We start from the raw sequence: 24,819 nt of genomic DNA on the forward strand, positions 1-24,819 counted from the left end.
TTTCTCTGTGTCGGGCCGATGTCGGCCGTCGTGCCCTTGCGGCACGCACCTTAGACTCGACAGCGATCGAATGCATGCCCCCAATTGTGTTGGCATGATTCGTCGATTGAATAAATACTGGCGAGTAATAGTCTTTTCAATTTCCTTCATTATGAAAGCTTCACTTTGCTGTGCAGCAGAATTCACTTATTCGCAAACTGCTTAAACCGTTAGCTCGGTCACATCGGTAACGCTGCCCAGGTAGTAGCCGATACACCGAAAATGGCTATTACTGTGCACGTCAGCGCATTTGCGGACCCTGCTGAATAGCAGTAACGTTTCGGTAAATCACATGATCCGCGCAGGACCGCGAGCGCCCGCGCTCACCAAGTTCGCTGCCGGGGAGGAATCGTTTCACCAGCGAACAGATGTGGCGCCACCACGGGAGGGGGCGTCGAACGCGTCTGTTGGAAAGCATCAGAGGCAGTTCATGACAGCGGTCATCGAGGCTCGCACCGAGCCCGAAGAAATACCGAATACCCATCCGTCGTTCGCTTTTCGTGGCGTCGCGCTGATCGCTTCGATCGCCGCGATCGCGCTGACCGCGACGGCAGGCCGTTACGACTACTTCGGTGACGAACTCTATTTCCTGTCCGCCGGAAGGCGACTCGACTACACCTATGCCGATCAGGGCGTGGTGGTGCCCGTGTTCGCTTGGCTCGCGGACCAGCTCGCACCGGGATCGGTGACGGCACTGCGCTTCCCGGCCGTCGTGATGTGCGTGTGCGCGGTCGTGGTGGCGGCACTGATCGCCTACGAACTGCGCGGCAGCCACCGTGTTCAGATGCTCGCCGCGGCCGCGTACGCGTTGTCGGGACTGGCGGCCAACCAGGTCGTGCTGAGCACGTTCTCCTTCGACGCCACCCTCACAGCCGTGATCACCTGGCTGTTCATTCGCTGGGTTCGTACTCGCCAGGACTGGCTGATCGTCGTGGCCGGATTGGTTGCCGCCCTGGATATGCAGGTGAAGTGGATGATCCCCATCGTCTGGGCGTGCCTCGGCACCGCGGTCATCCTGTGCGGCCCCCGCGACGTCCTGCGCCGTCCCGCGCTGTGGGTGGCGACCGGCATCCTCGCCGCGTCCCTGATTCCGATTCTTTACTGGCAGTCACAACACAATTGGCCACAGCTGGCCATGGGTGCGGTCATCGGCGCCGAGCAGGACGCCACCGGCTACGGCCCGGTGGGATTCCTTCCGCAGTTTCCCATTTTGGCGGGCATCATGGGCACATTGTTGCTCGCTATCGGATTCTGGGCGGCCTTCAAGCAGGAGTCTCTACGCCCGTATCGATTTATCGCGGTAGCACTTGTGATCATGACCGCATTTGTCATGATCACGCATGGGCGGCCGTATTACCCCGGGGGCCTTTTTCCCGCCATGTTCGCCTTCGGGGCCGTCGGTCTCTGGCAGTACGACCGGAAACGGTGGATGAATGTGGCGCTGGTTCCGATCGCCGCAATCTCGGTGCTGACAACCATTGTCACACTCACGGTGATACCCCTCGCGCCCAGTTGGCGTACGCAGGCCGAGGATGCGATCGACCTCGGACTCAAGACGGCATTCTTCGGAAACACCAATTGGTCGTCGATGGTCTCCGCCGTCAATGACGGCTACCGCACGCTGACGCCGGCGGAAAAGGCCGATGCCGTCATCGTTGCGCAGGGCTATCCGCAGGCGGGCGCGGTCGAGCAGTTCGGCAGACAGTACGGCTTGCCTGCCACGTACAGCCCGAGCCGTGGCTTCGGCTTCTTCGGCCCGCCGCCGGACTCGGCGACGTCGGTGGTCTACGTCGGACTCGACACCGCCGAACACGACCTGCGCACCCGTTTCACCGAGGTGGAGCGCGTCGTCCACCTCGACGACCCCCTCGGTACCCCCGGCATCGACCGGATGACCGCCGTCTGGGTCTGCAAAGGCCCGAGGCAGCAGTGGTCGACCATGTGGGATTCCATGACCACGCTGTATTTCGATCTCGGCCTCTGGCGAGACGATCGGACCACCACCCGACCCACGCACTGAGCGAGGACGATACGAACGAACCCCCGGCCGCGAATGCGGCCGGGGGTTCGTCGTTCGAGCGGGAGCGGGTCAGTTCTTGACCAGCTCCGGTGCATCCACGTCGTCCTGCACGGGCGCGGCGTGCGGGTCGGTTGCCGCGCGGTTGGGCAGCAGGACCGCCATCGCGATCACGACCAGCGCCAGGACGGCCGAGATCAAGAAGGCCAGGCGCATGCCGTCGAGGGTGGCCACGGCAGGCGGGGTGCCCGCCTCGATGAGCGAGGTGCTGCGGGCCGACATGACCGTGACGACCAGCGCGGTGCCGAAGGCCGCCGCCACCTGCTGGATGGTGCCCAGCATCGAGCTGCCGTGCGAGTACAGGTGCATCGGCAGCGCGCCGAGGCCGAGGGTGAACACCGGAGTGAACGTCGCGGCCAGCGACACCATCAGCAGAATGTGCAGACCGAGCAGCTGCCAGTACGGCATGTCCATCGAGATCTGGGTGAAACCGGCCAGCGAGGCGGCGATACCGATCGAGCCGGGGATCACCAGCGCCCGACCGCCGAACTTGTCGAACAGCTTGCCCACGGTCGGACCGAGCAGACCCATCGCCAGACCACCCGGCATCACCAGCAGGCCGGTCTCCAGCGGGCTCAGACCGCGCAGGTTCTGCAGGTACAGCGGCAGCAGGATCATCGAGCCCATCATCGCCAGGAACGCGACCGACATCAGGACCAGCGCCTTGGTGTAGGTGCCCTGCAGCAGGACCCGCAGATCCAGCAGCGGGGTTCCGTTGCGCTGCAAGCTGACCTGGCGCAGCGCGAACGCCGCGATCAGCGCGACGCCACCGGCGGTGATCAGTACCGCGGTGGAGTAGCTGTCACCGTGGAACTTGCTCAGCCCGAACACCAGCCCACCGAAGCCGAGGGCCGCCAGCGCCACACTGGGGAGATCGAGCGTGCCCGGCTGCGGCTCGCCGACGTTCTCCAGCTGACGCAGACCCAGCCAGGTGACCAGACCGGCGATCGGCAGCATCACCACGAACAGCAGTCGCCAGGAGTCGATTCCCGGGATGGCGATCTGCAGGATCAGGCCCGAGATCACCGGGCCCATGGCAGGCGCGACCGAGATGGCCAGGGTGACGTTGCCCATCACACGGCCACGGTCCTGCTCCGCCACCACGGTCATCAGGGTGGTCATCAGCAGCGGCATCATCACCGCGGTGCCACCCGCCTGGATGACGCGGCCGATCAGCAGCACCGCGAACGTCGGCGCGAGAGCCGAGATCACGGTGCCTGCGATGAACACGCCCATCGCGGCCGCATAGGCCTGACGGGTGGTGACCCGCTGCAGGAACCAGCCCGTGGTGGGGATGATGGCGGCCATCGTGAGCATGAACGCGGTGGAGACCCACTGCGCGGCGACCTCGGTGACATGGAGATCGCTCATCAACCGCGGGATCGCGTTGATCATGATGGTTTCGTTGAGGATGACGACGAAGGTCGCGAGCACCAGCACGCGGATGACGGTCGGTGTCTTGCCCTTCGTCGTCGGCGTGGATAGATCGGCTGGCATCGGGGTAACCTCCGGAAAACATGGGGAAACGGCGGGGCGTGAGCTGTGGCCCGATGCCGAGTCGACGACGTCCCGGCACCACAAGAGAAGAGACGGATTCGGTCGGTCCAACTCATCGGGCGCCGGTCAGTATTCCGGGCGGGTACGACACAAATCACCTGGTTTTTCGGATTCGCGCTGACAGGGACGTATCGAAAGGTGCAGGTCCCGGGGATATCGAAGCTGGTCTCACGCTGGATCGTGAGCCTGGTCACTGCCCGATCTCGGCCGACGGCGCGCCGGTGTGTTCGGCGGAGTGGACCCCGGGATGCGGGGTATACCGGTTAGGTGACTGCGTCGAGAACCTGGCTTGCTGTGGTGTGCGCGATTGTTGCCGCTCTCGGGGGTGCGAAGGCATCGGCCGATCCGGGGGCGTATGTGGCGGGGGAGGCGCCGCTGGGTGGCAGGTCCGCTCAGATCGATGTGTACTCGCCCGCGATGGGGCGGGTGATCCAGAACAACGTGATCAAGGCGGCGGGGGCCGGGGCTCCCACGCTGTATCTGCTCACCGGGGCCGGTGGTGGGGTGGACGGGATCTCGTGGTGGGACGACACCGACGTGCGCAGCTTCTTCGCCGACAAGTTCGTGAACGTGGTGATGCCGGTCGGTGGGGCGTTCACGTTGTACACCGACTGGATTTCCGATGATCCGGGGGTCGGCCGGGTGCGGTGGGAGACGTATCTGACGCAGGAGCTGCCCGGGGTGATCGATGGTGCGCTGGAGACGAGTGGGCGCAATGCCATCGCCGGGGTGTCGATGAGCGCGTCGTCGGCGCTGGATCTGGCGATTCAGAGTGGATCACGGTTTTCCGCGGTGGCGGCGCTGAGCGGTTGCCCGTGGGCTTCGGATCCGATGGGGATCGCGATGGCCAGCGCGCAGGCGGTGCGTGGTGGGGGGAATCCGGGGAATATGTGGGGGATTCCCGGTGGGCCGGGGTGGCGGGAGCATGACGTCTTCGCCAACGCGGGGCGGCTCGCGGGGAAGACCATTTTCCTGTCTGCGGCTACGGGGTTCCCCGGTGCGCAGGATCGGGGGTTGCCGATGCCGCCGATCGAAGCTCTCGCGGGGGCGTGTACGGCTGCGTTCGCCGGGCGGTTGGGGCAGTTGGGGATACCGGCTGTGCATGTGCACCGGGCGACCGGGTCTCATACGTGGGGGCAGTTCCAGGCTGACCTGCATGAGGCTTGGCCGCATTTGGCCAGGGCTATCGGGTGAGGGGTTCCAGCACGAGGAGTGGCACCGGGACGGGTGAGAGGTAGCGCCGCGTGGTTATTGAACGCGGGGACTGGGCGGTGTGGTCGGGAGTGTGGGGGTTGAGTTCGGTGGGGTGGGTATCACGGTGACCAGTCGGGGGGTCGAGGCTTCGGGTTCGAGGGTTTCGGGCAGGGTTCTCTGGCGGGTTCTGCGGAACCACCACTGCAGCAACGCGATGCCGATCAGGGCCAGTAGGGCTGTGGTGAGGCTGATGGGTAGGCCGGGTGGGCGCCAGGTGACGGTGAGGGTCGCGTTGTGGGTGCCGGGTGGGATGTCGACCGCTACGAAGGTGCCTGCTACTGCGCGGATGGGGATTTCGCTGTTGCCGAGGGTGGCTGTGTAGCCGGGCCAGGCCAGGCGGGACAGCACGATTCGGCCGCCGGTGCCGGAGGAGACGGTGGCGCGGTTGGTGAGGCCTGCCTCGGGCATGACGGTGGCGTGTACGCCGGATTCGTGGGCGATCAGGTCGCCGGGGGAGGGGAGGGGGTTGACTCGCTCGAGGACCCAGATCTGGTGTTCGTGACCGGGGTAGTGGACGAACTTCCAGCCCGCGGGGGCGGGCTCGGTTCCGGCATGGGGATACTGACTGCGTTGCAGGACAATGCGATCCAGGCGCATCAGATCGACGATCGGTGTGTCGGTCGACGGCTCGACGGCGAAGACCCTCCGGTACGCGTCAGGGCAGGTGCCGCCGTCCCAGGCCATGCACAGCAAGCCCGCGAAGGCGGCGTGCCCGACGGGCGTGTACCCGTTCACGTATTGCAATCGGAGGTTCTTGGCGTAGCTGCCCAGCGCGATGGAGCCGTAAGTGCCTGCGAGCGTGCGCTCTTCGTCGCGCACCATGATCCGGTCCGCCAATTGCAGTGTGCGACCGCCGAAATCGGGGAACGCGGCGGTCATGTCCGAGCGCTGTTCGGCGAATCCGTACGACATCGGAGTCCGGGGCGCCGACGCCACCTGGACGAACGCGATCGGGAAGGTCGTGGCGATGGTCAGCGCGGCCGCGGCGGCGATCCCGCGCGTGCGCGCCAGCCACACCACCCCGGCCCCGAGCCCGACCACCACGAACACGGCGAGGGCGTGGCGTTCGACGAGTTTCGGTGCGGCGGAGAACGATCGGATGAACAGCAACGCGATCAGCGCACCCGCCGCGGCGTACCGTCGCCGCGACGCGGTGAAATCGCCGTAGCGACTGATCAGCACGCACACCAGCACCAGCAGCGCGATCGCGAGCATCGGCAACACGCGCGCCGGCCACCGGAGCGGACCGATCGCTCCCGGCCCCGCCGTCCACATCAGGGTCGCCACCGCGAACAGTGCGATGCCACTCCATGAGGCGGCATGGCGTGCCGCGGACTTCCAATCGATGAAGGCGAGCGCGGGAATCACGAACCACGCGATGTAGACCATCGGTAGCGGCTGCACATGCCCCCACCACGCGGTGAACGCGGGGACGGTGCTCGGCAGGCTCGCGTTGAGCGATTCCGACCACGGGACGGTCAGGAACGGGTCGTTGTGGATGGTGGAGACGTCGCCGCGCCAGGTGGCCTGCGAGGACAGCAGGATCGGCAGGTTGGCGATCATGGACGCGAGCACCGCGAGCCCGGACGCGGTGAGCAGTCGCACGACCGGCGCCCACCTGCGCTGGTACAGGTATTCGCCCGCGGCGACGGTGGCGATCATCAAGCCGGATTCGACTGCGGGAAACGCGTATTGGATGGTCAGCGCCAGATACAGGAACACGAACAGCGGGATCGGCCCGGTGCGGCCTCGCGCGTAGAGGACCGCGGAGGCCCAGGCGTGCACCAGCCAGGCGGTGCCGGTCTGCGAGGTGAACCAGCTGGCCTCGTCGAAGAACAGGAACCATCCGCTGAACGGAAACGCCACGCCCGCGACCGCGGCCCATGGCGCGCGGGCGCCGTAGGCCAGGCAGATGCGGAAGACGCCGAGTGCGGCGATCGCGGAGAACACGAACTTCACGGCGGTCGCGTACAGCGCGAGATTGTCGAACGAGGGCGCCAGCAGGTACACCAGCAGCTGCGCGGGGTTGTAGAGCCCGGCTTCCTCGAGGCTGTAGTTGCCCGCCATCCATTCCCACGACACCATCGCCGGGAACCGCCCCGCCCGCAATTCGGTACCGAGCAACTGCCACATCGGCACGTATTGCGCCTCGGTGTCGTCGGTATAGAAGTGCCGCGAATCCCCCAGCAGCACAGCGAGATACCCGAGGAGGACCGCGGCGATGACGACCCCGGCCCACCGCACGACTTGTTTTCGCGGTTCGAGCTCCGCGCGTACCCACACGAGCGCGGGAGCTTAGAGCATGGAGATGAATCGAACAATAGCGCCGGGTATCCGTACGGAAGTGGTGGACGTTTGTCCAGCTCAGATATGGTTAGGGTGGGGTTTGATAGCATGGCGCAACCTGAGCAGGACCCTTCGAGAGAGTCGTCAATTGCAGTTCGAAATCGTCGAGCGGGACGAGACCTGGGTGGCCGGTCTTCCGGTTCGCAGTCCCAAACGCGCACTCGGTGAGCTCCGCGACCGTGACCTCGAAACGGCATGGTCGGCGGTTCTGCATCAGGATCTCGGCGGGCCTCTGGCCAGCGCCTATACCGACTACACCGGTGAGCTGAGTACGTACAACACCCAGATCGTGGGCTACCGGTGCGAGTCGCTCGATCAGGTCACTCGCGGACATCTGGCGGCCCGATTGCCGCGCGGCACCTACGCGCGCTTCTCCTCGGTCGGTAATTTCCCGCAGGTGATGACGGATCTGTGGACCCAGATCGCCTACGCCGAGGAGCACAACCAGATCAAGCGCACCTTCACCGGCGATTTCGAGTGCTACCCGCACGCCTACAAGATCGACCTGTACCTGGCGGTCGACCCACGATGACCTATTCGATCGTGGTCCGTGGCGCGGCGCTGTACGGCGGCCTGGCGGTGCCGAAGGTGCACCCGAGCTTCAAAGTGAGCAACAGCGACCTGATCGAGTTCCTCAAAGACCGGCTGCGCGACCGCCCCGGCGGCGGCGAACCGCTGCACACGGTCTACGTGCCCGACCCGGCGGGCAACTGGAACGCGCTGGTGGCACGCGAATACGCGACTCCGGACGACGTACCGGTCGGCGATCTCATGCTGCGAGTTCCCAAGGGTATCTACGCCCGTTTCGCGCCCAACGGCGACTATCACGACCCGGTGGAAGACGTCTGGGCCCAGGTCGACGACGCGACGGCGTCGGCCGAGATCTCCCGCGCCTACCGCGAGGAGATCGAAGTGTGGCACGGTCCCGACACGGTGGAATTGTTCGTGTCGATCACGGTTGATAGCTGAAAGTTAGCCGAATTCGAACCGATCGGTCTTGACTCGACCGCCTCTCGCGCATTCACCCGTTCTGACCTGGGATTATTTCAACTGGCTCAGAAGGTTACCGGAAAATTAGCCACTCGTATGGTGCATTCCTGCCGAATGACGGATACTGCGTAGGAAATCTTTGGCTGGTCGGACAAAGCCGACGTGGGTGTAGGTACGGAGTTGTATGAGGGTGTCGGCTCACACCGGCTCGGATAACCGGGTGGTCGGTGCGAATGCGGGCGGGTTGCGGTACCTCGACAGCAGCTCTGGATGCCATGTCCGCATCTGTTCACCAGCGGAAGATCCGGCACTGTGGGATCGGTATCTCGAGGGTGCGCTGAATGGTTACCGGCACTACGGAGTTCAGGACGCGCTCGATGTCGAGACCCTCGCCGACGGCCGTTCGACGTCGCTGTTCCTCGTCGCGATCGATCCTGACGGGTCGGTGGTGGCCGGCCTGCGCGCGCACGGGCCGCACGCGACCGCTGACGACATCCCCGGATTCCACCCATGGCTCGGCACTCCAGGCGAGGCCGCGTTGCGCGCCTCCGTCGACGCCAAGGTGCCGCACGGAGTCGTCGAATCCAAGGGCGGGTGGTCGATACGGTCGGTCCCGCGCAGGCCGGAACTCGGCGCGTTGGTGGCCCGCGGCGTCGTCCACGTCACCTGGCTGCTCGACGTGCGGTACGGGTTCGGCGTCAGCCCCCTGCATCAGCTCGAGTCCTACCGATCGAGTGGGGCATGCCAGGATCCCGGCATTCCCGCCGTGTCCTACCCGGACGAGCGGTACACCACCGTGCCGGTCTGGTGGGATCTGTCCGATCTGTCGGCGGCGACGCCGACCCAGCGCGATCTGATCGACGTCGAGCGCGCGCAACTGCTCGAAGTGCGACGCCCATGATCCGAGACCTCGCGCCCACCGACGTCTTCCGCGCGTCGGTGCTCGATGACGCGGTCCCCGCCGACTCGGCCGAGCTGGCACGCCTGCGGGAGCTTCCCGGTATCTCGGTGAGTGATCTGCGTCCCGCGATGCGATCGGAACTGGCCCGGCTCAAAGCCGCGCCCGACGCGGACCCGGCCGACGATCGCTGGGTGTACTACCCGTGGCGCCGCGCGCTGGTCGCCATCGTCGGCGCCACCGCGTTTCGCGCTGTTCGGCAGGACCGCAACCGGAACAAGCTGACCATCGCCGAGCAACGACAGCTGCGCGGCCAGGCGGTCGGCGTCATCGGGCAGAGCGCGGGGCACGAGATCGCCTATGTCGCCGCGCTGGAAGGCGCCTGCGGGCTGCTGCGGATCGCCGACTTCGACACCGTCGAGCTGTCGAATCTGAATCGGATTCCCGGTGGGCTGTTCGACATCGGGCTCAACAAGTGTGTCGTCACCGGCCGGCGGATCGCCGAACTCGACCCGTATCTGCCCGTCGAGATCTTCCCGGCGGGCGTCGACGAGTCGTCGATGGACGAATTCCTGACCGGGCTGTCGGTGGTGGTCGAGGTCTGCGATTCCCTCGACGTGAAACTCGCCGCCCGCGAGGCGGCCAGGCGGCACCGCATCCCGGTGCTGATGGAGACCAATGATCGAGGTCTGTTCGATGTCGAGCGATTCGATCTCGAACCCGATCGGCCGCCGTTCCACGGCCTGCTCGGCGCGACGACGAGAGCTGATCTGCGCGGCTTGTCGAACCGCGACAAGGCCCCGCACGTGATGCGGATCCTCGACCCGGATCAGCTCTCGGCCCGGCTCGCCGCCAGCCTCACCGAAATCGACGAGACGGTCACCACGTGGCCCCAGCTCGGCAGCGATGTGGGGCTCGGCGCTGCCATCATCGCCACGGCGGTGCGCCGGATCGGCCTCGATCAGGCGCTGCCGTCCGGGCGAATTCGCGTCGACCTCGAGCGCGAGCTCGACAGCCTCGGCGAGCCCGATCGAGGTGACCGCGGATTCACGGCCGACGCCGTGCCGCTCGACGAGCTCGACGAGCCGCACACATCGATCGCCCGCATCCTGCACGGCATCGAACGCGCGCCGTCGGGTGGCAACGCGCAGCCGTGGGTGGTGCGCGTCGACGGTTCCGCCGTGCATCTCGCGGTCGACCCGGCGCGTACCTCCGGGATGGATATCGGATTCCGTGGCAGCGCGGTGGCTCTCGGCGCGGCCCTCTACAACGCCCGCGTCGCCGCCGCAGCTCAGGGTTTGCTGGGGACGCACGAGATCGTGCTCGGCGGTACGGCCCCCGTGTCGGCGGTGCTGCACCTCGGTGCGCGGGCCGACCCGGAACTGGCCGCCGATTACCCTGGAATGCTGACCCGTGCCACCAACCGGCACCTCGGCGACGGGCGCACCTTGGCACCGGAAGTGCTTGATGCACTGGCTGTTTCGGCTGCGGCGGAAGGCGCGTTCGTGCGCGGGGTCACCGATCGCGCCGGGCTCGGCGAGGTCGCCGAACTCCTCGCCGAATCCGATCGCGTCCGCTACCTGACGCCCCGGCTGCACGCGGAGATGTTCGGTGAATTGCGCTGGCCCGCTGACGATTTACGAACCGGGCTCGACCTGCGAGCCATGGAGCTGGCCTCCGACGAGTACGCCAAACTGGCCATCGGCGGGCGTGCCGATGTGATGGCCTACCTGCGGAACTGGTCCGGCGGCGCGGCGCTGGGCGACTACGCGCGCCAGCGGATTTCGTCCGGCTCGGCGCTGATCGCGGTCACCTGCCCAGCCGGCGCCGACGCCGATCTGGCCGATTATGTGCGTGGCGGTTCCGCCGTCGAGCGCGTGTGGATTGCCGCGCAGAAGCTGGGCCTCGCGGTCCAGCCGATGTCCCCGGTTTTCCTCTACGTCCGTGACGACAACGATTTGCGCAACGTATCCGCAGGATTCACAGATACACTGGCCTCGATCCACAAACGGTTCTCCGCACTGATGGGAATTCCCGGGCACGAGACGGTCACGGCAGTATTACGACTGAGCTATGCGCCCGCGCCGACAGTACGGAGCGCCAGGCTCCCGGTACTCGGTTCAGGGAACTGACAGATAGCACGATCGGAGAAACGGTGCCTCGGCGAAACCTCGACTCGTTGGTGACGCAGGTCGCCTCGGAGTTGATGGGCGTCGACGCCACGACCATGGTCGTGGCCAGCGAGCGCGTGCTCGCGAGCCTGGTGGACTACTTCGACGTCGAGTTCGCCTATCTGCGCCACACCGTGCGTGAGCAGCGCCAGACCGTGCTGATCGCCGAGTGGCCGCGCCGGCCCTACGTGCCCGACCCCGACCCCTTACGCGTCATCGATTTCGCCGAGGCCGACTCGTTGTTCCTGGCCAGCGAGAACGCCGTCGAGCCGATCATCGTCAGCCGAGGCGACGAATACCCCGACTACCAGGAGATGATCAGGCAGACCACCGGCATGCCCTCGATGGTGACCGCCTGTGTTCCCCTGGTCTCGCGCGGGGTGTCCATCGGCGCGCTCGGCTTCGTCCGGCGCGGTGACCGGGCGTGGACCACCCGCGAGGTCAATGTACTCAAGGCGATCGCGGCCCTGTTCGCCCAGCTACAGGCCAGGGTGGAGGCCGAGGACCGGCTGCGCTACATCGCCTCGCACGACGATCTCACCGGCCTGGCCAATCGGCGCGCGCTGCTCGAGCACATGGAGGAACGGCTCGCGCCCGGGAACGAGGGTCCGGTCGCGACCTTCTTCCTCGACCTCGATCGGCTCAAAGCGCTCAACGACTTCCTCGGGCACAACGCGGGCGACAATTTCATCCGCACGCTCGCGGCCAGGTTGCGCAAGAACTTCGCCCCCGAGGACATGATCGCGCGCCTGGGCGGCGACGAGTTCGTCATCGTGCCCGCCAAGACGATGGACGCGGTGGCCGCCGAACTGGAGGCGAACCGGATCCAGGAGCTGGTCGGGCGCCGGGTCTCGGTCGGGCAGGAATCGGTGAGCCGCGGGGTCAGCGTCGGCGTGGCGCTCGGTGTGCCCGGCGAGACGACGGTGTCGGACGTGCTGCGCCGTGCCGACCACGCGTTGCTCTCGGCGAAATCCGGTGGTGGCAACGGGATCGCGGTGTTCACCGACGCCATGCGGGTCCAGTTCGAGTTACAGGACGACGTCGAGGTCAACCTGCGCAGCGCGGTGTCCGACGGGTCGATGGTGCTGCACTATCAGCCCGAGGTCGACCTGCGCACCGGACGCATCGTGGCGCTGGAAGCGCTGGTGCGCTGGCAGCACCCCACGCGCGGACTCCTGCCGCCCGGCGCGTTCGTCGCCGTCGCCGAGGCCACCAACCTGGCGGGCGAACTCGGCCGGTGGGTGATCCGGTCGGCGTGTTCGCAATTCGCCGACTGGCGCCGCCGCGGGCTGGCCGCCAATGTGGTGATCCGGATCAATGTGTCCCCGGTCCAGCTGGTGAGCGCCGATTTCGTCGAGCGCATCGAGGACATTCTCCGCCTGTACGGCATCGACGGCAGTTCCGTCTGCCTGGAGATCACCGAGCACGTCGTCGTGCAGGACCTCGTGCGAACCAGACTCACCCTGCGCGGCCTGAAACGGATGGGCGTGCAGATCGCCATCGATGATTTCGGTACCGGCTACAGCTCGCTCTCCCATCTCAAGGCGCTGCCCGTCGACGCCGTGAAGATCGACCGCGGTTTCGTGCAGCGGCTCGGCGACAGCGACGACGACCTGGCGATCGTGAAGTCGATCATCGGGCTGGCCGGGTCGTTCGGCCTCGGCGTGGTGGGCGAGGGAGTGGAGACGCCGATGGCGGCCAGGACGCTGGTCGGTCTCGGCTGCTACCGCGCGCAGGGGTTCCTCATCGCCAGGCCGATGCCGGGTGAGGAAGTCGAGGCGCACCTGCGCGAAGGACGTATCCCGCTCGACCTCGACCTGCCGCGCGCGGGTCGTGGCGTGGCGTCGAGCTGAATCGCGGCGATGCCGTCCGACGATTGGCTCCTGGTGGAGACCCTTCTCCCCGGTGGTGAGCCGACGGTGGTCGCCGCGGGCGCGCACCCGAGGCACTGGTCCGGGCTCGGCTCGCTGCGTCGGGTTCTCGGCCCGTCCCGCGCGCGGATCGCGACAGAGGCGGTGCGGCGCTGCCACGCGGACGGGCACGCGCAGCGCCTGGTCGAGGCGGACACGCTGGTGGTGACCGAGCCGGTGCCGTGCGCTTACGGCGGCGTCCACGGGGTACGGCTGTGGGCCGGAGCCCTCGATACCCCGATCCCGCGACCGCGCCGAGTCGCCGCCTGGGACTGGGATGCCGACACCGAACTCGCCCATCACGGACCCGGTCTGGAGGAACTCGTCTTCGCCAGGGACCCCGAACAGGTCCGGGTGATCCGCACGCCGCCCGAGGCATTCGGCCGGATGGCGCGCTTCGACGGGCGCATCGAGTACTTCGCGATGGTCGCGCGCATCGACGACGGTGGCCTGTGGCAGGGCGAGGTCGACATGGCGGGCGACGACGACGAGGTCCGCCACTTCCAGATGATCACCAGGGCGGTACCCGCGCAACGCCGGATCAGCGCGCTGATGCACGCCATCCCCGAGCTCGACTCCGCCCAGCCCGCGGCCGATCCCGATACGGCCATGTTGCGCGCCGTTTCGCAGAGCAGCGGTGTGGGTGTCGGCATCATCGAGCTGACCAGCGCCCTGATCTACGAATGGGCCGGACCACCGCTGCCCCCGCTGGATCGCTGGCTGGTGGAGCGACCCGTCATCGATCCTGATGATCTCGCCACGTTGCGGGGCGCCTGCCGCGACCTGGCCCGCACTCCGGGTACCGGCAGGCGACTGGCGCTGCGGGTGCGGTTCGCGGTCGGGGAGTGGATCACCGCGCAGGCCGAACTGGTGGCCATGGGTACGGGGCACGGGCTGCTGCGGGTGTGGTCGGCCGGTGACGGCTCGCTCGTCGCGCACTGAGCCGCATCTTTCGACGCTGTTCACCTCCCGTTCCTCGGGCAGGACCCGGAGGTAACCCGCGCGGCGCGACGATCGGCGTGTGCGCATCGTGCAGCTTGCCAATTTCTATGGCCCGCGATCGGGTGGGTTGCGCACTGCCCTGCACCACCTCGGTGAGGGCTATGTGGCGGCGGGGCACGAAGTGGTGCTGATCGTGCCGGGGTCGCGGCGTTCGGAAGAGGTTCTGCCCACCGGTGCGTTGCGAATTACTCTGCCCGCGTTGGGAATTCCGTGGACAGGTGGGTATCGCGCGGCGGATCCGCGGCGGGTGGCCGACGTGTTGTCCGGGTTGTCGCCGGACGTGCTCGAGGTGTCGGACCGGCTCACGCTGCGCGGTTTCGGCCGGTGGGCGGGGCGGCGCGGGGTGGCGAGCGTGATGATCTCGCACGAGCGCCTCGACCGGCTGCTCGGCCAGTTCCTGCCCGGACCCGCCGCGCGCCGCTGCGCCGACGTGGCCAACCGGCGCACGGCAGCCGACTACGACATGGTCGTGTGCACCACCGACTTCGCGCGGGAGGAATTCCTGCGGATCGGTGCGCCGAACGTGGAACTGGTCCCGCTCGGGGTCGACCTCGATCTGTTCAGTCCACGACGCCGTGACTCCGGCTTGCGCGCCGACCTCGGCGTCGCCGGGCATCCGATGCTGGTGCATTGCGGTCGGCTGTCGGTGGAGAAGCGTGTCGACCGCAGTATCGAGGCGGTCGGCGCCCTGCATCGCGCCGGCGTACCCGCCCGGCTGGTCGTCGCAGGCGACGGGCCGCGGCGCGAATCGCTCGAACGCCGCGCCCGCACCCTGCCCGCCCTGCCCGGTGGCGAACCCGCGGTCCACTTCACCGGCTTCATCAACGAACGCGCGATGGTGGCGAAACTCCTCGCCACCGCGGATGTTTCACTGGCGCCGGGCCCGCACGAGACCTTCGGCCTCGCTGCTCTGGAGGCCTTGGCCGCGGGCACTCCGGTCGTGGCGAGCCGCTCGTCCGCCCTCGCCGATATCGTCACCGCCGAATGCGGGGCCATCGCCGCCGATCGGCCCCGTGCCTTCGCGCAGGCTGTCACCGATGTCTTGGCCATGCCCACCTCCGGCCGCCGTCGAGCTGCCCGCTCGCGCGCCGAGCAATTCGGCTGGCCCCGCGCGGTCGCGGGAATGCTCGCGGTGCTGGGTCGCTGATCGGGCAGGCTCGGCGTTCGGGCTCAGCTCTCCGAGCGGGCCGCCAGGACGGCGTCGTAGAGCTCGCGGCGGGAGGCGCCCCGGCCTGCGGAGACCTCGGCGCAGGCGTCCTTGAGCCGCATGCCGCCTGCCACCAGTGTCTCGACCTCGTCGACCAGTTCGGCGGGCTCGGCCGAAACCGGTTGGGAGCCTTCGAGAACCACGGTGATCTCGCCGCGGGCGCCATCGGCGGACCAGGCGGCCAGTTCGCCGAGCGTGCCGCGGACGACCTCCTCGTAGGTTTTGGTGAGTTCGCGGCAGATGGCGGCGCGACGATCGGGGCCGAGGACCGAGACCGCGTCGGCCATACAGTCGGCCAGGCGGTGGGGTGCTTCGAAGAAGACGATGGCACGCTGTTCGGAGGCCAAGGTACGCAACCACTCTCGGCGCTGGCCGCCCTTGCGCGGGGCGAAGCCGTCGAAACAGAAGCGTTCCACCGGGAGACCGGACAGGGCCAGCGCGGTGGTGACCGCCGAGGGGCCGGGCAGGCAGGTGACCGGGAGATCACGGTCGACGGCGGCGGCGACCAGGCGGTAGCCGGGGTCGCTCACCGACGGCATGCCGGCATCGGTGACCAGCAGGACTGTCAGACCGCTCGCGATGTCGTCGAGCAGGGCGGGGATACGGGCGGCTTCCACATGGTCGTAGAAGCTGACGATGCGGCCGGTGATCTCGACGCCGAGTGCCTTCGCGAGCGATTTCGTGCGGCGGGTGTCCTCGGCCGCGACCACGTCGGCCGAACCGAGCGCGTCGCGCAGTCGCTGCGAGGCGTCGCCGATGTCGCCCATGGGGGTTGCCGCTAAGACCAACACAGTGTTGTCCGACCTCTCCGGTAAGTTCTCCCCGCAGGCGATCGAGTGCGGCGAGCAGTGCGGCCAGGCGGTATTCGGTCGCCCGGAAGCCGCGTGCGTAGATGGCGCGTGTTCATTCTGTCAGGCGGGGGAGCCGCGCCCGAGGGCGCGTAGGTGGGGAAACGAGGGGGCACAAGTGTCGGGTCGGACTTCGTGGGTGGCACCGCCTACGATCGGGGCGTGATCCCGGTGACCGATGAGCGCGCGATGCCTCCGTCGCGTCCCGTGTCGGCGTCGGTCAGTCCCGCGCCGCTGCGCCCGGCCCCCGATTTCGGTCCGCTCGACACCGCGCGCGGCTGGCTGGTCACCGCGGTGCTCACCGTCATCGCCGCGCTGACCAGGTTCATCAACCTGAACTATCCGACCGACGCGCGCACTCCCGTCTTCGACGAAAAGCATTACGCCCCACAGGCCTGGCAGATGGTCACCGGCGGCGGCGTGGAGGACAACCCCGCCTACGGCCTGGTCGTGCACCCACCCGTCGGCAAGCAGTTCATCGCCCTCAGTGAGGCGATCTTCGGCTACAACGCGTGGGGCTGGCGTGGCACGGCGGCGCTGGCGGGCACGATCCTGGTGCTGCTCGTGGTGCGGATCGTGCGCCGGATGGCCCGCTCGACGCTGATCGGCGCGTTCGCGGGTGTGCTGCTCATCGCCGAGAGCCTGACCTTCGTCTCCTCGCGCATCGGCATGCTCGACATCTTCATGTCGCTGCTGGTCACCGCGGCGTTCGGCTGTCTGATAGTCGACCGCGACGAAATGCGCGAGCGGATGGCTCGCGCGGATCTGGCCGGGCGGGTCGGCGTCTCGGACTGGGGTCCACGGCTGGGCGTGCGCTGGTGGCGGTTCGGCGCGGGCGTGCTGCTCGGGCTCGCGTGCGGCACCAAGTGGTCGGGCATCTACTACATCATGTTCTTCGGCCTGCTCAGCGTGGCCTTCGACGTGAGCGCGCGCCGCGCGTACGGGGTGCGCAAACCGTGGCTGGGCGCGATGGTGCGCGACGTGGGGCCCGCGCTGTACGCGCTGGTGGTGATTCCGCTGGTGGTGTACCTGTCCTCGTATTGGGCGTGGTTCGCCAGCGAGAACGGGGTGTTCCGGTACGCGGTGGGCAATCAGGTCGGCAGCGGTGGCGCGTTCGCGTTCCTGCCCGACGCGCTGCGCTCGCTCTGGTACTACCAGGGCGAGACCCTCGACTTCCATTCCAGTCTCACCAATTCGGCGGGCAACCACCATCCGTGGGAATCCAAGCCGTGGACCTGGCCGATGGGCCTGCGCCCGATGCTCTACTACTACGCCGACGGCACCGTCACCGGTTGCGGCGAAGCGCAGTGCGTGAAGGCCGTGATGGCCGTCGGCACGCCCGCGCTGTGGTGGCTGGCGCTGCCGCTGATCGGCTGGATGGTGTGGCGTTCGGTGGTGCGCCGCGACTGGCGTTACGCGGCGGTGCTGGTGGGTTACGGCGCGGGGCTGCTGCCGTGGTTCCTGACACTGGACCGCCAGATGTACTTCTTCTACGCGGTGGTGCTCGCGCCGTTCCTGGTGATGGGGATGGCGCTGGCACTCGGCGACATCCTCGGGTCGGCGAGACCCGCCGGGATACCGCGCAGTCCGACGGGTACCTATCTTCCCGCCCCGGTGAACGAGCGGTACGCGCTCGGCTTGCTGATCGTCAGCATCTATCTGGGCTTGGTGATCGCGAACTTCGTCTGGCTGTGGCCGATCCTCACGGGTCAGGCGATCACGCCGCAGAACTGGCAGGACCACCTCTGGCTGCCGAGCTGGCGGTAGCGCCGGGGCAGTCAGTCCAGGGCGCGGTGGACGAAGGCGATCGCGTCGGCGTCGTCGAGTCCGAGCCGCCGGACCGTGGTCACGTAGTCGACGGCGGCGCGGCTGGCGATATCGCGGGTGGGGTCGCCGGAGGAGGCGATGAAAGAGCCTTGGCGGCCACGGGTTTCGAGCACGCCGTCGGACTCCAGTTCGCGGTAGGCGCGGGCGACGGTGTTGGGGGCGATGCCGAGATCGGCGGCCAGCGCGCGGACCGTGGGGATCTTGGTGCCCGCGGGGAGGGTGCCCGCGCGGACCTGCTCGATCACGGCCATGCGCAGCTGCTCGTAGGGCGGCTGCGAGGAATCGGTGGACAGCTCGACGTGGAACACGATGCTCACACCTCGTCTCGGGACAGCGGGCAGGACATACAGCGCGGACCGCCGCGGCCGGAGCCCAGCTCCGAGCCGCTGATGGTGACCACCTCGATACCCGCCTCGGTCAGGCGCGAGTTGGTCATCTCGTTGCGTTCGTAGGCCACGACCACGCCGGGCGCGAGGGCGAGGGTGTTGTTGCCGTCGTCCCACTGTTCGCGTTCGGCGTCGGGCCCCTCGCGGCCGGTGTCGATCACGCGCAGCTTCGGAATGCCCATCGCCGCGGCGGCGGCGGGCAGGAACGGTTCGGGTCCGGTGATGCTGATGCGCTCGAGGTCACCGCGTCCGGAGAAGCCGTCCTCGCGGCGGATGGTGAACGCCTCCAACGATTTCCGCACGCCCGGATACATCACCACCGCGTCGGTGTCGACCATGGTGCAGACGGTGTCGAGGTGCATCGTGGCCCGGTTCTGCGCGATCGGCACCACCAGCACGGTGTGCGCGAGCTCGTCGTCGAACAGGCTGCGCGCCAGCGCTTCCGCGCCCGCGGGGGTTGTTCGCTCGCCGACACCCACGGCGACAACACCTTTGGCGAGCAGCAGCACATCGCCGCCTTCGATCGGCGCGGTGTGTGACTCGTAGGCCCGGCGCACGCCGAGGAAACGTGGATGGAACGCGTAGACGAGATCGGTGATGGAGGTCTCGCGGCTGCGGGCGGGCAGGGCCAGCGAGGTGATCGCGACTTTCGGGCCGACCCAGAACGAGGAATCGCGGGTGAACAGCAGATTCGGGAGCGGATCGACGACGAAATCGCCGCCGTGGTGCATGCGCCGCACCAGCGAGGTGGCGTCGGGGCCGAACGGCAGCTCGTCGAAGGTCATTCCGGCCATCAGGATGTCGGCGAGCGCGGGGGCGTCGAATTTACGCAGTTCGGCGGCGAGCTGGTCGGCCAGGCCGTGGCCGAGCCTGCGCGCGTCGACTGCCGCCGAGATGCCCTGGATCCTGGCTGCCCCACTGGCGCTGAGGGTTTCGGTCAGCAGGTCTGCCAGTAACAGCACCTCTACGCCGCGCTCGCGCAGTACGGTGGCGAAGGCGTCGTGTTCGGCTTGTGCGCGCTCGACCCAGGGGATGCCGTCGAACAGCAGCTGGTCGTTGTTGCTCGGGGTGAGTCGGCGTAGTTCTGCGCCGGGGCGGTGCAGCAGCACCGTCCGTAGCTGGCCGACCTCGGAGGTGACGGTCAGGCGCGAGTCGGGGGCGGTTCCCATCTGCAAACCGTAATGCGAGGACCGCGTGTCTGCGAGCTGCAACGCGCTGGGTTCGGCCGCGGCTGCTCGTCGGTGACCGCCGCTCGGGCGCGTGTTCCGCCCATTTTTCGTACACGACACGAATACCTGAAGTATTGTTTAGGTGGTAGTGGGAGGAGCTATAGATGACGATGGCCGATTGGCAAACGAAGGAGCTGACCCCCGGGCAGCTATCCGATCGTAGTGGAGTTGCAGTGTCCGCGTTGCACTTCTACGAACGCGAAGGTCTCATATCGAGCCGTCGAACCAGTGGCAATCAACGTCGATATTCTCGCGAGACCTTGCGCCGGGTCGCCTTCATCCGTATCTCGCAGCGGGTCGGTATCCCACTCAGTGAGATTCGCTCGGCCTTGGACCGGCTCCCCGAGGGGCGCACCCCGACTCGTCGCGACTGGGAGAACCTGTCGACCACCTGGCGTGAGGATCTCGACGACCGCATCACCCAGCTCGTGCGCCTGCGCGACAACCTGACCGGCTGCATCGGCTGCGGCTGCCTGTCGCTCGGCTCGTGCAAACTCGTCAACGAGCACGACCGGCTCGGTGCGGAGGGTCCTGGTGCGCGCGTGCTCGATGTCCAGGTGAACTGCCCGCCGAAATCCGGCTGCGTATAGCTCTTGTCGGATGCCTCGGGCATCATCGCGGGTATGACTTCACTGGATGCCAAGGCGAAGACTCTGCTCGAACTGCACCGTCCGGGAAATCCGGTGGTGCTGCCGACCGTCTGGGACGCATGGTCGGCGAATGTCGCTGTGGCGGCCGGTTTTTCGGGCCTGACCATGGGCAGCCACCCGGTCGCCGACTCGATCGGCCGCGCCGACGGTGAGGGGATGAGTTTCGACGAACTCCTGGCCCGCGTCACCCAGGTCACCGCCTCGGTCGAGGTCCCGGTCTCGGTCGACATCGAATCCGGCTACGGCCTCGAACCGCTGCAACTGATCGACGGCCTGCTCGCCGCGGGCGCTGTCGGCCTCAATATCGAGGACACGGTGCACAGCGAGGGCAAGCGCCTGCGTTCGCCCGTCGAACACGCGGACCTGGTCCGCGGCCTGCGCGAAGCCGCCGACGCGGCGGGCGTGCACGTCGTGGTCAACGCCCGCACCGACCTGTTCGTGCGTCAGGACGGCGACGAGGCCGATCGCCTCGACCGTGCCATCGCCCGCCTGACCCTGGCTGCCGAAGCGGGTGCCGACGTTCTCTACCCGGTGGGCAAGCACGCCGACGCCGACCTGCGCCGGCTCACCACCGAGCTGCCGTTGCCGGTCAACGCGATCGGCCAACCGGGTAGCCCGGCCAAGGACTACTTCGCCGGCCTCGGCGTCGCCCGCATCAGCTTCGGCCCGTTCCTTCAGGCCGCATTGGGCGCCGAGGCGACCAACCTGCTGGCTGCCTGGAAATAGCCGCTAGGCCTTACCTTCGACCTCCGCGGCGACGCCGTTGAGGATCAGTTCCAGGCCGAAGACGAAGTCGCCGTCCGCCGGATCGTCGGGCGGCGACTGGAACAGCGGTGAGGCGAACAGCGCGGCCGCCTGCGGGAGCGTGTGGGGATCGACCAGCCGGGCCAGCGCCGCGCCGTAGTGCTGGTTGACGTCGGCCTCGTCCAGGCCGGTGCCCTGCCTGGCGTCCGTCAATTGCTGGGTGAGCAGACTCGATTGCCGCACATGCATGTCCACCAGCATCACGATGCCCACTTTGGTCGCCCAATCGAGCTCGGTCGCGGCGAGGGCGCGCAGCGCGGCGTCCAGCCAACCGATCGCGTGGGGTCCACGGGGTGGTCCGCTGATCGGCAGTTGCGCGTGCCACGGGTGCGCGAGTAGGACCCCGCGAAGGGCGTGCGCCCATCGGCGCAGTCCGGTGCGCCACTGTCCGGGGTCGGAACTGATGTCCGGTGCGGGGCCCAGTGCGAGATCGGACATCAATTCGAACAGTTCGTTCTTTGAGCCGACGTGGCGATAGAGCGCCATCTTCGTGAAGCCGAGGGTCGAGGCGACTTCGGCCAGGGTCACCGCCCCGATGCCGCGCCGGTCGGCCAGCTCCACCGCGGCGCGCACGACGCGTTCGACGTCGAGCTCCGCCGGTCGGCCGAGCCGCGCTCGATCCGGTAGTCGCCAGAGTCTGCTCAGGTCGGCGGGCACCGGCTCGTCGGTCATCGCGGAGACTTCCTCCTGGGTTCGGGCAGCGTCGGTCGGCTGCGGGCACATACTATCCACGCGATTACTATCCTTGAGATAGTATCCCAGGGATAATTAGTGCTGCCGCTATCCGAGAGGTTGGCAACCGCATGACCGATCAACTGGTCGCCCCCAGACCGCGAGTGCGCGACGTCGACGCGCTGCGCGGCTTCGCGCTCTTCGGCATCTTCGTCGTCAACATCACCTTCATGGCCTCGGGATATCCCGGCAATCTGGTCATCGATCCCGCCTTCACCTCGCCCCTCGACGACGCTGTGCGCGGCCTGTCGTCGGTGTTCGTCGACATGAAGTTCTATGTGCTGTTCTCGTTCCTGTTCGGCTACAGCTTCACGTTGCAGATGGAATCGGCGGCCGCCGCCGCAGTGGCCTTCGAACCGCGCATGCTGCGCCGGATCGCGGGGCTGTTCGTGCTCGGCGTGCTGCACATCGTCTTCCTGTACGGCGGCGACGTGCTGACCACTTACGCGCTGGCCTGCCTGGTGCTGTTCTGGATGCGGCGATGCCGGGATCGAACGGCGCTGCGGGTAGCCGCCGCGTTGTACGGCGTCGTGCTGGCGAGCCTGCTGCTGAGCGGGCTTTTCCTCGACACCGCGAGCTTCTTGCCCGCGCCGGAGGTGGCGCACGCGAACGCCGAACAGGCCACCTCGGCGATGCTGGGCGGCTGGGGCGACATCATCGGCCAGCACCTCGACGGATTGGTGTTGCTGATCCTGCAGGCGGTCAGTCTGCAGGGCCCCACCGCGCTGGCGATGTTCCTGCTCGGCATGGTCGCGGGTCGCCGGCAACTGTTCGCGCGGGTCCGCGGCGACGAACCGATCCTGCGGCGAATCCAGTGGGTCGGCTTTCCGGTGGGACTGGTGGGCAGCACGGTGTACACGCTCGGCGGGGGTACCGGGCACACGCTCGCGGTCGCCGTCAGCGTCGCCACCGCACCGTTGCTCGCTGCCGCCTACGTCGCGACGTTGCTGCGTTTGATGCACAGTCCGCGCACCGCGTGGATCCGCTCGGCGCTCGCGCCCGCGGGACGGATCGCGTTGACCAACTACCTGGGGCAGTCCGCGATCGGCCTGGTGATCTTCACCGGCGTCGGATTCGGTGCGGCCGGCAGCTTGTCGCCGTTGACGACGATGGCGCTGGCGCTGCTCGTTTTCCTGGCGCAACTCTGGGTGAGCGCGCTGTGGTTGCGCCGGCATCGATACGGCCCCGCCGAATGGATCCTGCGATGGGTGACCATCGGTCGCAGACCGGCCTGGCGAACGCTGCCGGCCGCGGTGGGCTGAGGTACCCGGCGATTCCGAACGGTGGCGCACCGCGAAAGGCCGTGCGCCACCGTTCGTTCGACTATTCCTTGGGCTCGACGTAGCGCGGGAAGACCGGCTCCGGCGCGGGCAGGTCGAGACCGGGAGCCAGGGGAGTGGCGATGTCGGCGAAGGTGCGGCCTTCCTGGGCGAGCAGGTCCAGGATCTTGGCCGCGGAGCCCGGCATCACCGGTTGGACCAGGATGGCGACGATGCGGACCACCTCGAGGGTGACGTAGAGGACCGTCGCCATGCGGGCCAGGTCTTCTGCGGTGCCCGACTTGCGCAGTGCCCAGGGGGCATTGGCGGAGAAGTAGCGATTGGTTTCGCCGAGGGTGAGCCAGATGGCTTCCAGGGCGAGGTGCATCTGCTGGACGTCGAACTCGGCGCGGCATTTGGCGAGCAGCCCGTTCGCGCGGTCGAGCAGCGCACGGTCTTCGTCGGTGAACTCGCCGGGCGTGGGGGACTTGGCGTCGCAGTTCTTGTTGACCATGGTCAGGCTGCGCTGGACCAGGTTGCCGAACTCGTTGGCCAGGTCGGCGTTGATGCGGCCCGCGATGGCGTCGTTGCTGTAGCTGCCGTCCTGGCCGTAGGAGATCTCGCGCAGCAGGAAGAACCGCACCTGGTCGAGGCCGTAGGTGGACACCAGCGAGAGCGGGTCGACGACATTGCCCGTCGACTTCGACATCTTCTCGCCCTTGTTGTACAAGAACCCGTGCACGAACACCCGGTCGGGGAGTGCGATCCCGGCCGACATCAGGAACGCCGGCCAGTACACCGTGTGGAACTTGGTGATGTCCTTGCCGATGATGTGCAGGTTGGCGGGCCAGAACTTCTCGAACGCGGCGGAGTCGGTGTTCGGAAAGCCCACGCCGGTCAAGTAATTCGTGAGCGCGTCGACCCACACGTACATCACGTGGTCGGGCGCGCCGGGGACCGGAACACCCCAGTCGAAGGTGGTGCGGGAGATCGACAGGTCCTTCAGCCCGGACTTGACGTAGCTGACGATCTCGTTGCGCCGCGTCGAGGGTGCGATGAACTCGGGCCGCTCCTCGTAGAGGGCGAGGAGCTTGTCCTGATACTCCGAGAGCTTGAAGAAGTAGTTCGACTCCTCGGACCAGGTGACCGGGGTCTTGGTCTCGGTGGACTCGCGGGTGCCGTCGGCGAGGAGGGTGGTCTCGTCCTCGTTGTAGAAGGCCTCGTCGCGCACCGAGTACCAACCCGAGTAGTTGTCGAGGTAGATGTCGCCATTGGCGAGCATCCGTTCCCAGATGGCGACGCTCGCGGCCATGTGGTCGTCATCGGTGGTGCGGATGAAGCGGTCGAACGAGATGTCGAGCGCCTTGTCCATCGCCTCGAAGACGTCGGAATTGCGGGCCGCGAGCTCCTGCACCGGGATGCCTTCGGTGGCGGCGGTCTGCTGCATCTTCTGACCGTGCTCGTCGGTGCCGGTCATGAAGAACACGTCGTAACCGTCGAGTCGCTTGAAGCGGGCGATCGCGTCGGTGGAGATGTACTCGTACGCGTGGCCCATATGCGGCACACCGTTGGGGTACGCGATGGCCGTCGTGACGTAGAAGGCGGGCGCCTCGGCGCCTTCGGCTGCACTCAT

General features: G+C 67.5%; 20 protein-coding genes. 13 read left to right on the forward strand and 7 right to left on the reverse strand.

Annotation, left to right across the window (positions count from 1 at the left end):
* The first annotated feature begins 289 nt into the window (after nt 1–289).
* Nucleotides 290–2,059 carry a glycosyltransferase family 39 protein gene (locus ACFVVI_RS15355; RefSeq protein WP_387445819.1) on the forward strand — a complete coding sequence of 590 codons (1,770 nt, stop codon included), beginning with the start codon at nt 290–292 and terminating at the stop codon, nt 2,057–2,059.
* Nucleotides 2,060–2,128: 69 nt separating this feature from the next.
* On the opposite strand, the gene ACFVVI_RS15360 is transcribed toward ACFVVI_RS15355, so the two are convergent.
* Nucleotides 2,129–3,613: an MDR family MFS transporter gene (locus tag ACFVVI_RS15360; RefSeq protein ID WP_378993242.1), complete on the reverse strand. Its 1,485-nt coding sequence runs from the start codon at nt 3,611–3,613 to the stop codon at nt 2,129–2,131.
* A gap of 327 nt (nt 3,614–3,940) precedes the next feature.
* Here ACFVVI_RS15360 and ACFVVI_RS15365 point away from each other — a divergent pair, with 327 nt between their 5' ends.
* Nucleotides 3,941–4,867, forward strand: coding sequence for an alpha/beta hydrolase (locus ACFVVI_RS15365; RefSeq protein ID WP_378993240.1), 927 nt, complete (start codon nt 3,941–3,943; stop codon nt 4,865–4,867).
* 54 nt (nt 4,868–4,921) lie between these two features.
* Here the strand turns inward: ACFVVI_RS15365 and ACFVVI_RS15370 are convergent, their stop codons facing one another.
* A complete protein-coding gene (locus ACFVVI_RS15370) occupies nt 4,922–7,171 on the reverse strand; it encodes a hypothetical protein (RefSeq protein ID WP_387445820.1) in 2,250 nt (749 codons plus the stop codon).
* A gap of 190 nt (nt 7,172–7,361) precedes the next feature.
* Between ACFVVI_RS15370 and ACFVVI_RS15375 the strand changes: the two genes are divergently transcribed.
* From ACFVVI_RS15375 to ACFVVI_RS15405, 7 genes are all read left to right on the forward strand, one after another.
* Nucleotides 7,362–7,805 (forward strand): GyrI-like domain-containing protein, encoded by a 444-nt coding sequence (locus ACFVVI_RS15375; RefSeq protein WP_378993237.1) that lies wholly within the window; start codon nt 7,362–7,364, stop codon nt 7,803–7,805.
* Complete coding sequence (locus ACFVVI_RS15380) at nt 7,802–8,242, forward strand: AraC family transcriptional regulator (protein ID WP_378635974.1); 441 nt, start codon at nt 7,802–7,804, stop codon at nt 8,240–8,242. The genes ACFVVI_RS15375 and ACFVVI_RS15380 overlap by 4 nt, the downstream gene beginning before the upstream one ends.
* A 205-nt stretch (nt 8,243–8,447) precedes the next feature.
* Complete coding sequence (locus ACFVVI_RS15385; protein WP_387445821.1) at nt 8,448–9,164, forward strand: hypothetical protein; 717 nt, start codon at nt 8,448–8,450, stop codon at nt 9,162–9,164.
* The gene (locus ACFVVI_RS15390; protein ID WP_387445822.1) at nt 9,161–11,293 is read left to right on the forward strand and encodes an Rv1355c family protein; all 2,133 of its coding nucleotides are present in this window, start codon (nt 9,161–9,163) and stop codon (nt 11,291–11,293) included. Before ACFVVI_RS15385 ends, ACFVVI_RS15390 begins: the two co-directional genes overlap by 4 nt.
* Before the next feature lie 23 nt (nt 11,294–11,316).
* Nucleotides 11,317–13,185, forward strand: coding sequence for a putative bifunctional diguanylate cyclase/phosphodiesterase (locus ACFVVI_RS15395; RefSeq protein WP_378993231.1), 1,869 nt, complete (start codon nt 11,317–11,319; stop codon nt 13,183–13,185).
* A gap of 9 nt (nt 13,186–13,194) precedes the next feature.
* Entirely contained in the window at nt 13,195–14,184 is a 990-nt protein-coding gene (locus ACFVVI_RS15400) for a GAF domain-containing protein (protein WP_387445823.1), read from the forward strand.
* Between the two features lie 79 nt (nt 14,185–14,263).
* A complete protein-coding gene (locus ACFVVI_RS15405) occupies nt 14,264–15,391 on the forward strand; it encodes a glycosyltransferase (protein ID WP_378993229.1) in 1,128 nt (375 codons plus the stop codon).
* Between the two features lie 23 nt (nt 15,392–15,414).
* Here the strand turns inward: ACFVVI_RS15405 and rsmI are convergent, their stop codons facing one another.
* On the reverse strand, nt 15,415–16,284 hold the full coding sequence (gene rsmI, locus ACFVVI_RS15410) for a 16S rRNA (cytidine(1402)-2'-O)-methyltransferase (RefSeq protein WP_387445894.1): 870 nt from the start codon (nt 16,282–16,284) through the stop codon (nt 15,415–15,417).
* Between the two features lie 177 nt (nt 16,285–16,461).
* Here rsmI and ACFVVI_RS15415 point away from each other — a divergent pair, with 177 nt between their 5' ends.
* Complete coding sequence (locus ACFVVI_RS15415; protein WP_378993227.1) at nt 16,462–18,066, forward strand: dolichyl-phosphate-mannose--protein mannosyltransferase; 1,605 nt, start codon at nt 16,462–16,464, stop codon at nt 18,064–18,066.
* An 11-nt stretch (nt 18,067–18,077) separates the two neighbouring features.
* Here ACFVVI_RS15415 and ACFVVI_RS15420 read toward each other — a convergent pair whose 3' ends face one another.
* Nucleotides 18,078–18,443, reverse strand: coding sequence for a GntR family transcriptional regulator (locus ACFVVI_RS15420; RefSeq protein ID WP_378993225.1), 366 nt, complete (start codon nt 18,441–18,443; stop codon nt 18,078–18,080).
* Nucleotides 18,440–19,681 carry an arginine deiminase gene (gene arcA / locus ACFVVI_RS15425; protein WP_378663679.1) on the reverse strand — a complete coding sequence of 414 codons (1,242 nt, stop codon included), beginning with the start codon at nt 19,679–19,681 and terminating at the stop codon, nt 18,440–18,442. The genes ACFVVI_RS15420 and arcA overlap by 4 nt, the downstream gene beginning before the upstream one ends.
* A 164-nt stretch (nt 19,682–19,845) precedes the next feature.
* Between arcA and soxR the strand changes: the two genes are divergently transcribed.
* Both soxR and ACFVVI_RS15435 read left to right on the forward strand, forming a co-directional pair.
* Nucleotides 19,846–20,331 carry a redox-sensitive transcriptional activator SoxR gene (gene soxR, locus ACFVVI_RS15430; protein ID WP_101465780.1) on the forward strand — a complete coding sequence of 162 codons (486 nt, stop codon included), beginning with the start codon at nt 19,846–19,848 and terminating at the stop codon, nt 20,329–20,331.
* Nucleotides 20,332–20,364: 33 nt separating this feature from the next.
* Nucleotides 20,365–21,117: an isocitrate lyase/phosphoenolpyruvate mutase family protein gene (locus ACFVVI_RS15435; protein WP_387445824.1), complete on the forward strand. Its 753-nt coding sequence runs from the start codon at nt 20,365–20,367 to the stop codon at nt 21,115–21,117.
* A gap of 3 nt (nt 21,118–21,120) precedes the next feature.
* On the opposite strand, the gene ACFVVI_RS15440 is transcribed toward ACFVVI_RS15435, so the two are convergent.
* Nucleotides 21,121–21,918, reverse strand: a complete 798-nt coding sequence (locus ACFVVI_RS15440; RefSeq protein ID WP_387445895.1) for a TetR/AcrR family transcriptional regulator — start codon at nt 21,916–21,918, stop codon at nt 21,121–21,123.
* Nucleotides 21,919–21,998: 80 nt separating this feature from the next.
* Here ACFVVI_RS15440 and ACFVVI_RS15445 point away from each other — a divergent pair, with 80 nt between their 5' ends.
* Nucleotides 21,999–23,189, forward strand: a complete 1,191-nt coding sequence (locus ACFVVI_RS15445) for a DUF418 domain-containing protein (protein WP_387445825.1) — start codon at nt 21,999–22,001, stop codon at nt 23,187–23,189.
* A 61-nt stretch (nt 23,190–23,250) separates the two neighbouring features.
* Here ACFVVI_RS15445 and metG read toward each other — a convergent pair whose 3' ends face one another.
* Nucleotides 23,251–24,819 (reverse strand): methionine--tRNA ligase, encoded by a 1,569-nt coding sequence (gene metG / locus ACFVVI_RS15450; RefSeq protein ID WP_387445826.1) that lies wholly within the window; start codon nt 24,817–24,819, stop codon nt 23,251–23,253.

Origin of the sequence: Nocardia sp. NPDC058114, assembly GCF_042884695.1 — a bacterium.
Classification (GTDB): Bacteria; Actinomycetota; Actinomycetes; order Mycobacteriales; family Mycobacteriaceae; genus Nocardia.

Excerpts from the sequence above, each read along its gene's own strand:
- ACFVVI_RS15360 (WP_378993242.1), bottom strand. The coding sequence starts at position 3,613 with ATGCCAGCCGATCTATCCACGCCGACGACGAAGGGCAAGACACCGACC.
- ACFVVI_RS15380 (WP_378635974.1), top strand. The coding sequence starts at position 7,802 with ATGACCTATTCGATCGTGGTCCGTGGCGCGGCGCTGTACGGCGGCCTG.
- ACFVVI_RS15435 (WP_387445824.1), top strand. The coding sequence starts at position 20,365 with ATGACTTCACTGGATGCCAAGGCGAAGACTCTGCTCGAACTGCACCGT.
- soxR (WP_101465780.1), top strand. The coding sequence starts at position 19,846 with ATGACGATGGCCGATTGGCAAACGAAGGAGCTGACCCCCGGGCAGCTA.
- ACFVVI_RS15385 (WP_387445821.1), top strand. The coding sequence starts at position 8,448 with ATGAGGGTGTCGGCTCACACCGGCTCGGATAACCGGGTGGTCGGTGCG.
- arcA (WP_378663679.1), bottom strand. The coding sequence starts at position 19,681 with ATGGGAACCGCCCCCGACTCGCGCCTGACCGTCACCTCCGAGGTCGGC.
- ACFVVI_RS15390 (WP_387445822.1), top strand. The coding sequence starts at position 9,161 with ATGATCCGAGACCTCGCGCCCACCGACGTCTTCCGCGCGTCGGTGCTC.
- metG (WP_387445826.1), bottom strand. The coding sequence starts at position 24,819 with ATGAGTGCAGCCGAAGGCGCCGAGGCGCCCGCCTTCTACGTCACGACG.
- ACFVVI_RS15445 (WP_387445825.1), top strand. The coding sequence starts at position 21,999 with ATGACCGATCAACTGGTCGCCCCCAGACCGCGAGTGCGCGACGTCGAC.
- ACFVVI_RS15400 (WP_387445823.1), top strand. The coding sequence starts at position 13,195 with ATGCCGTCCGACGATTGGCTCCTGGTGGAGACCCTTCTCCCCGGTGGT.
- ACFVVI_RS15440 (WP_387445895.1), bottom strand. The coding sequence starts at position 21,918 with ATGTGCCCGCAGCCGACCGACGCTGCCCGAACCCAGGAGGAAGTCTCC.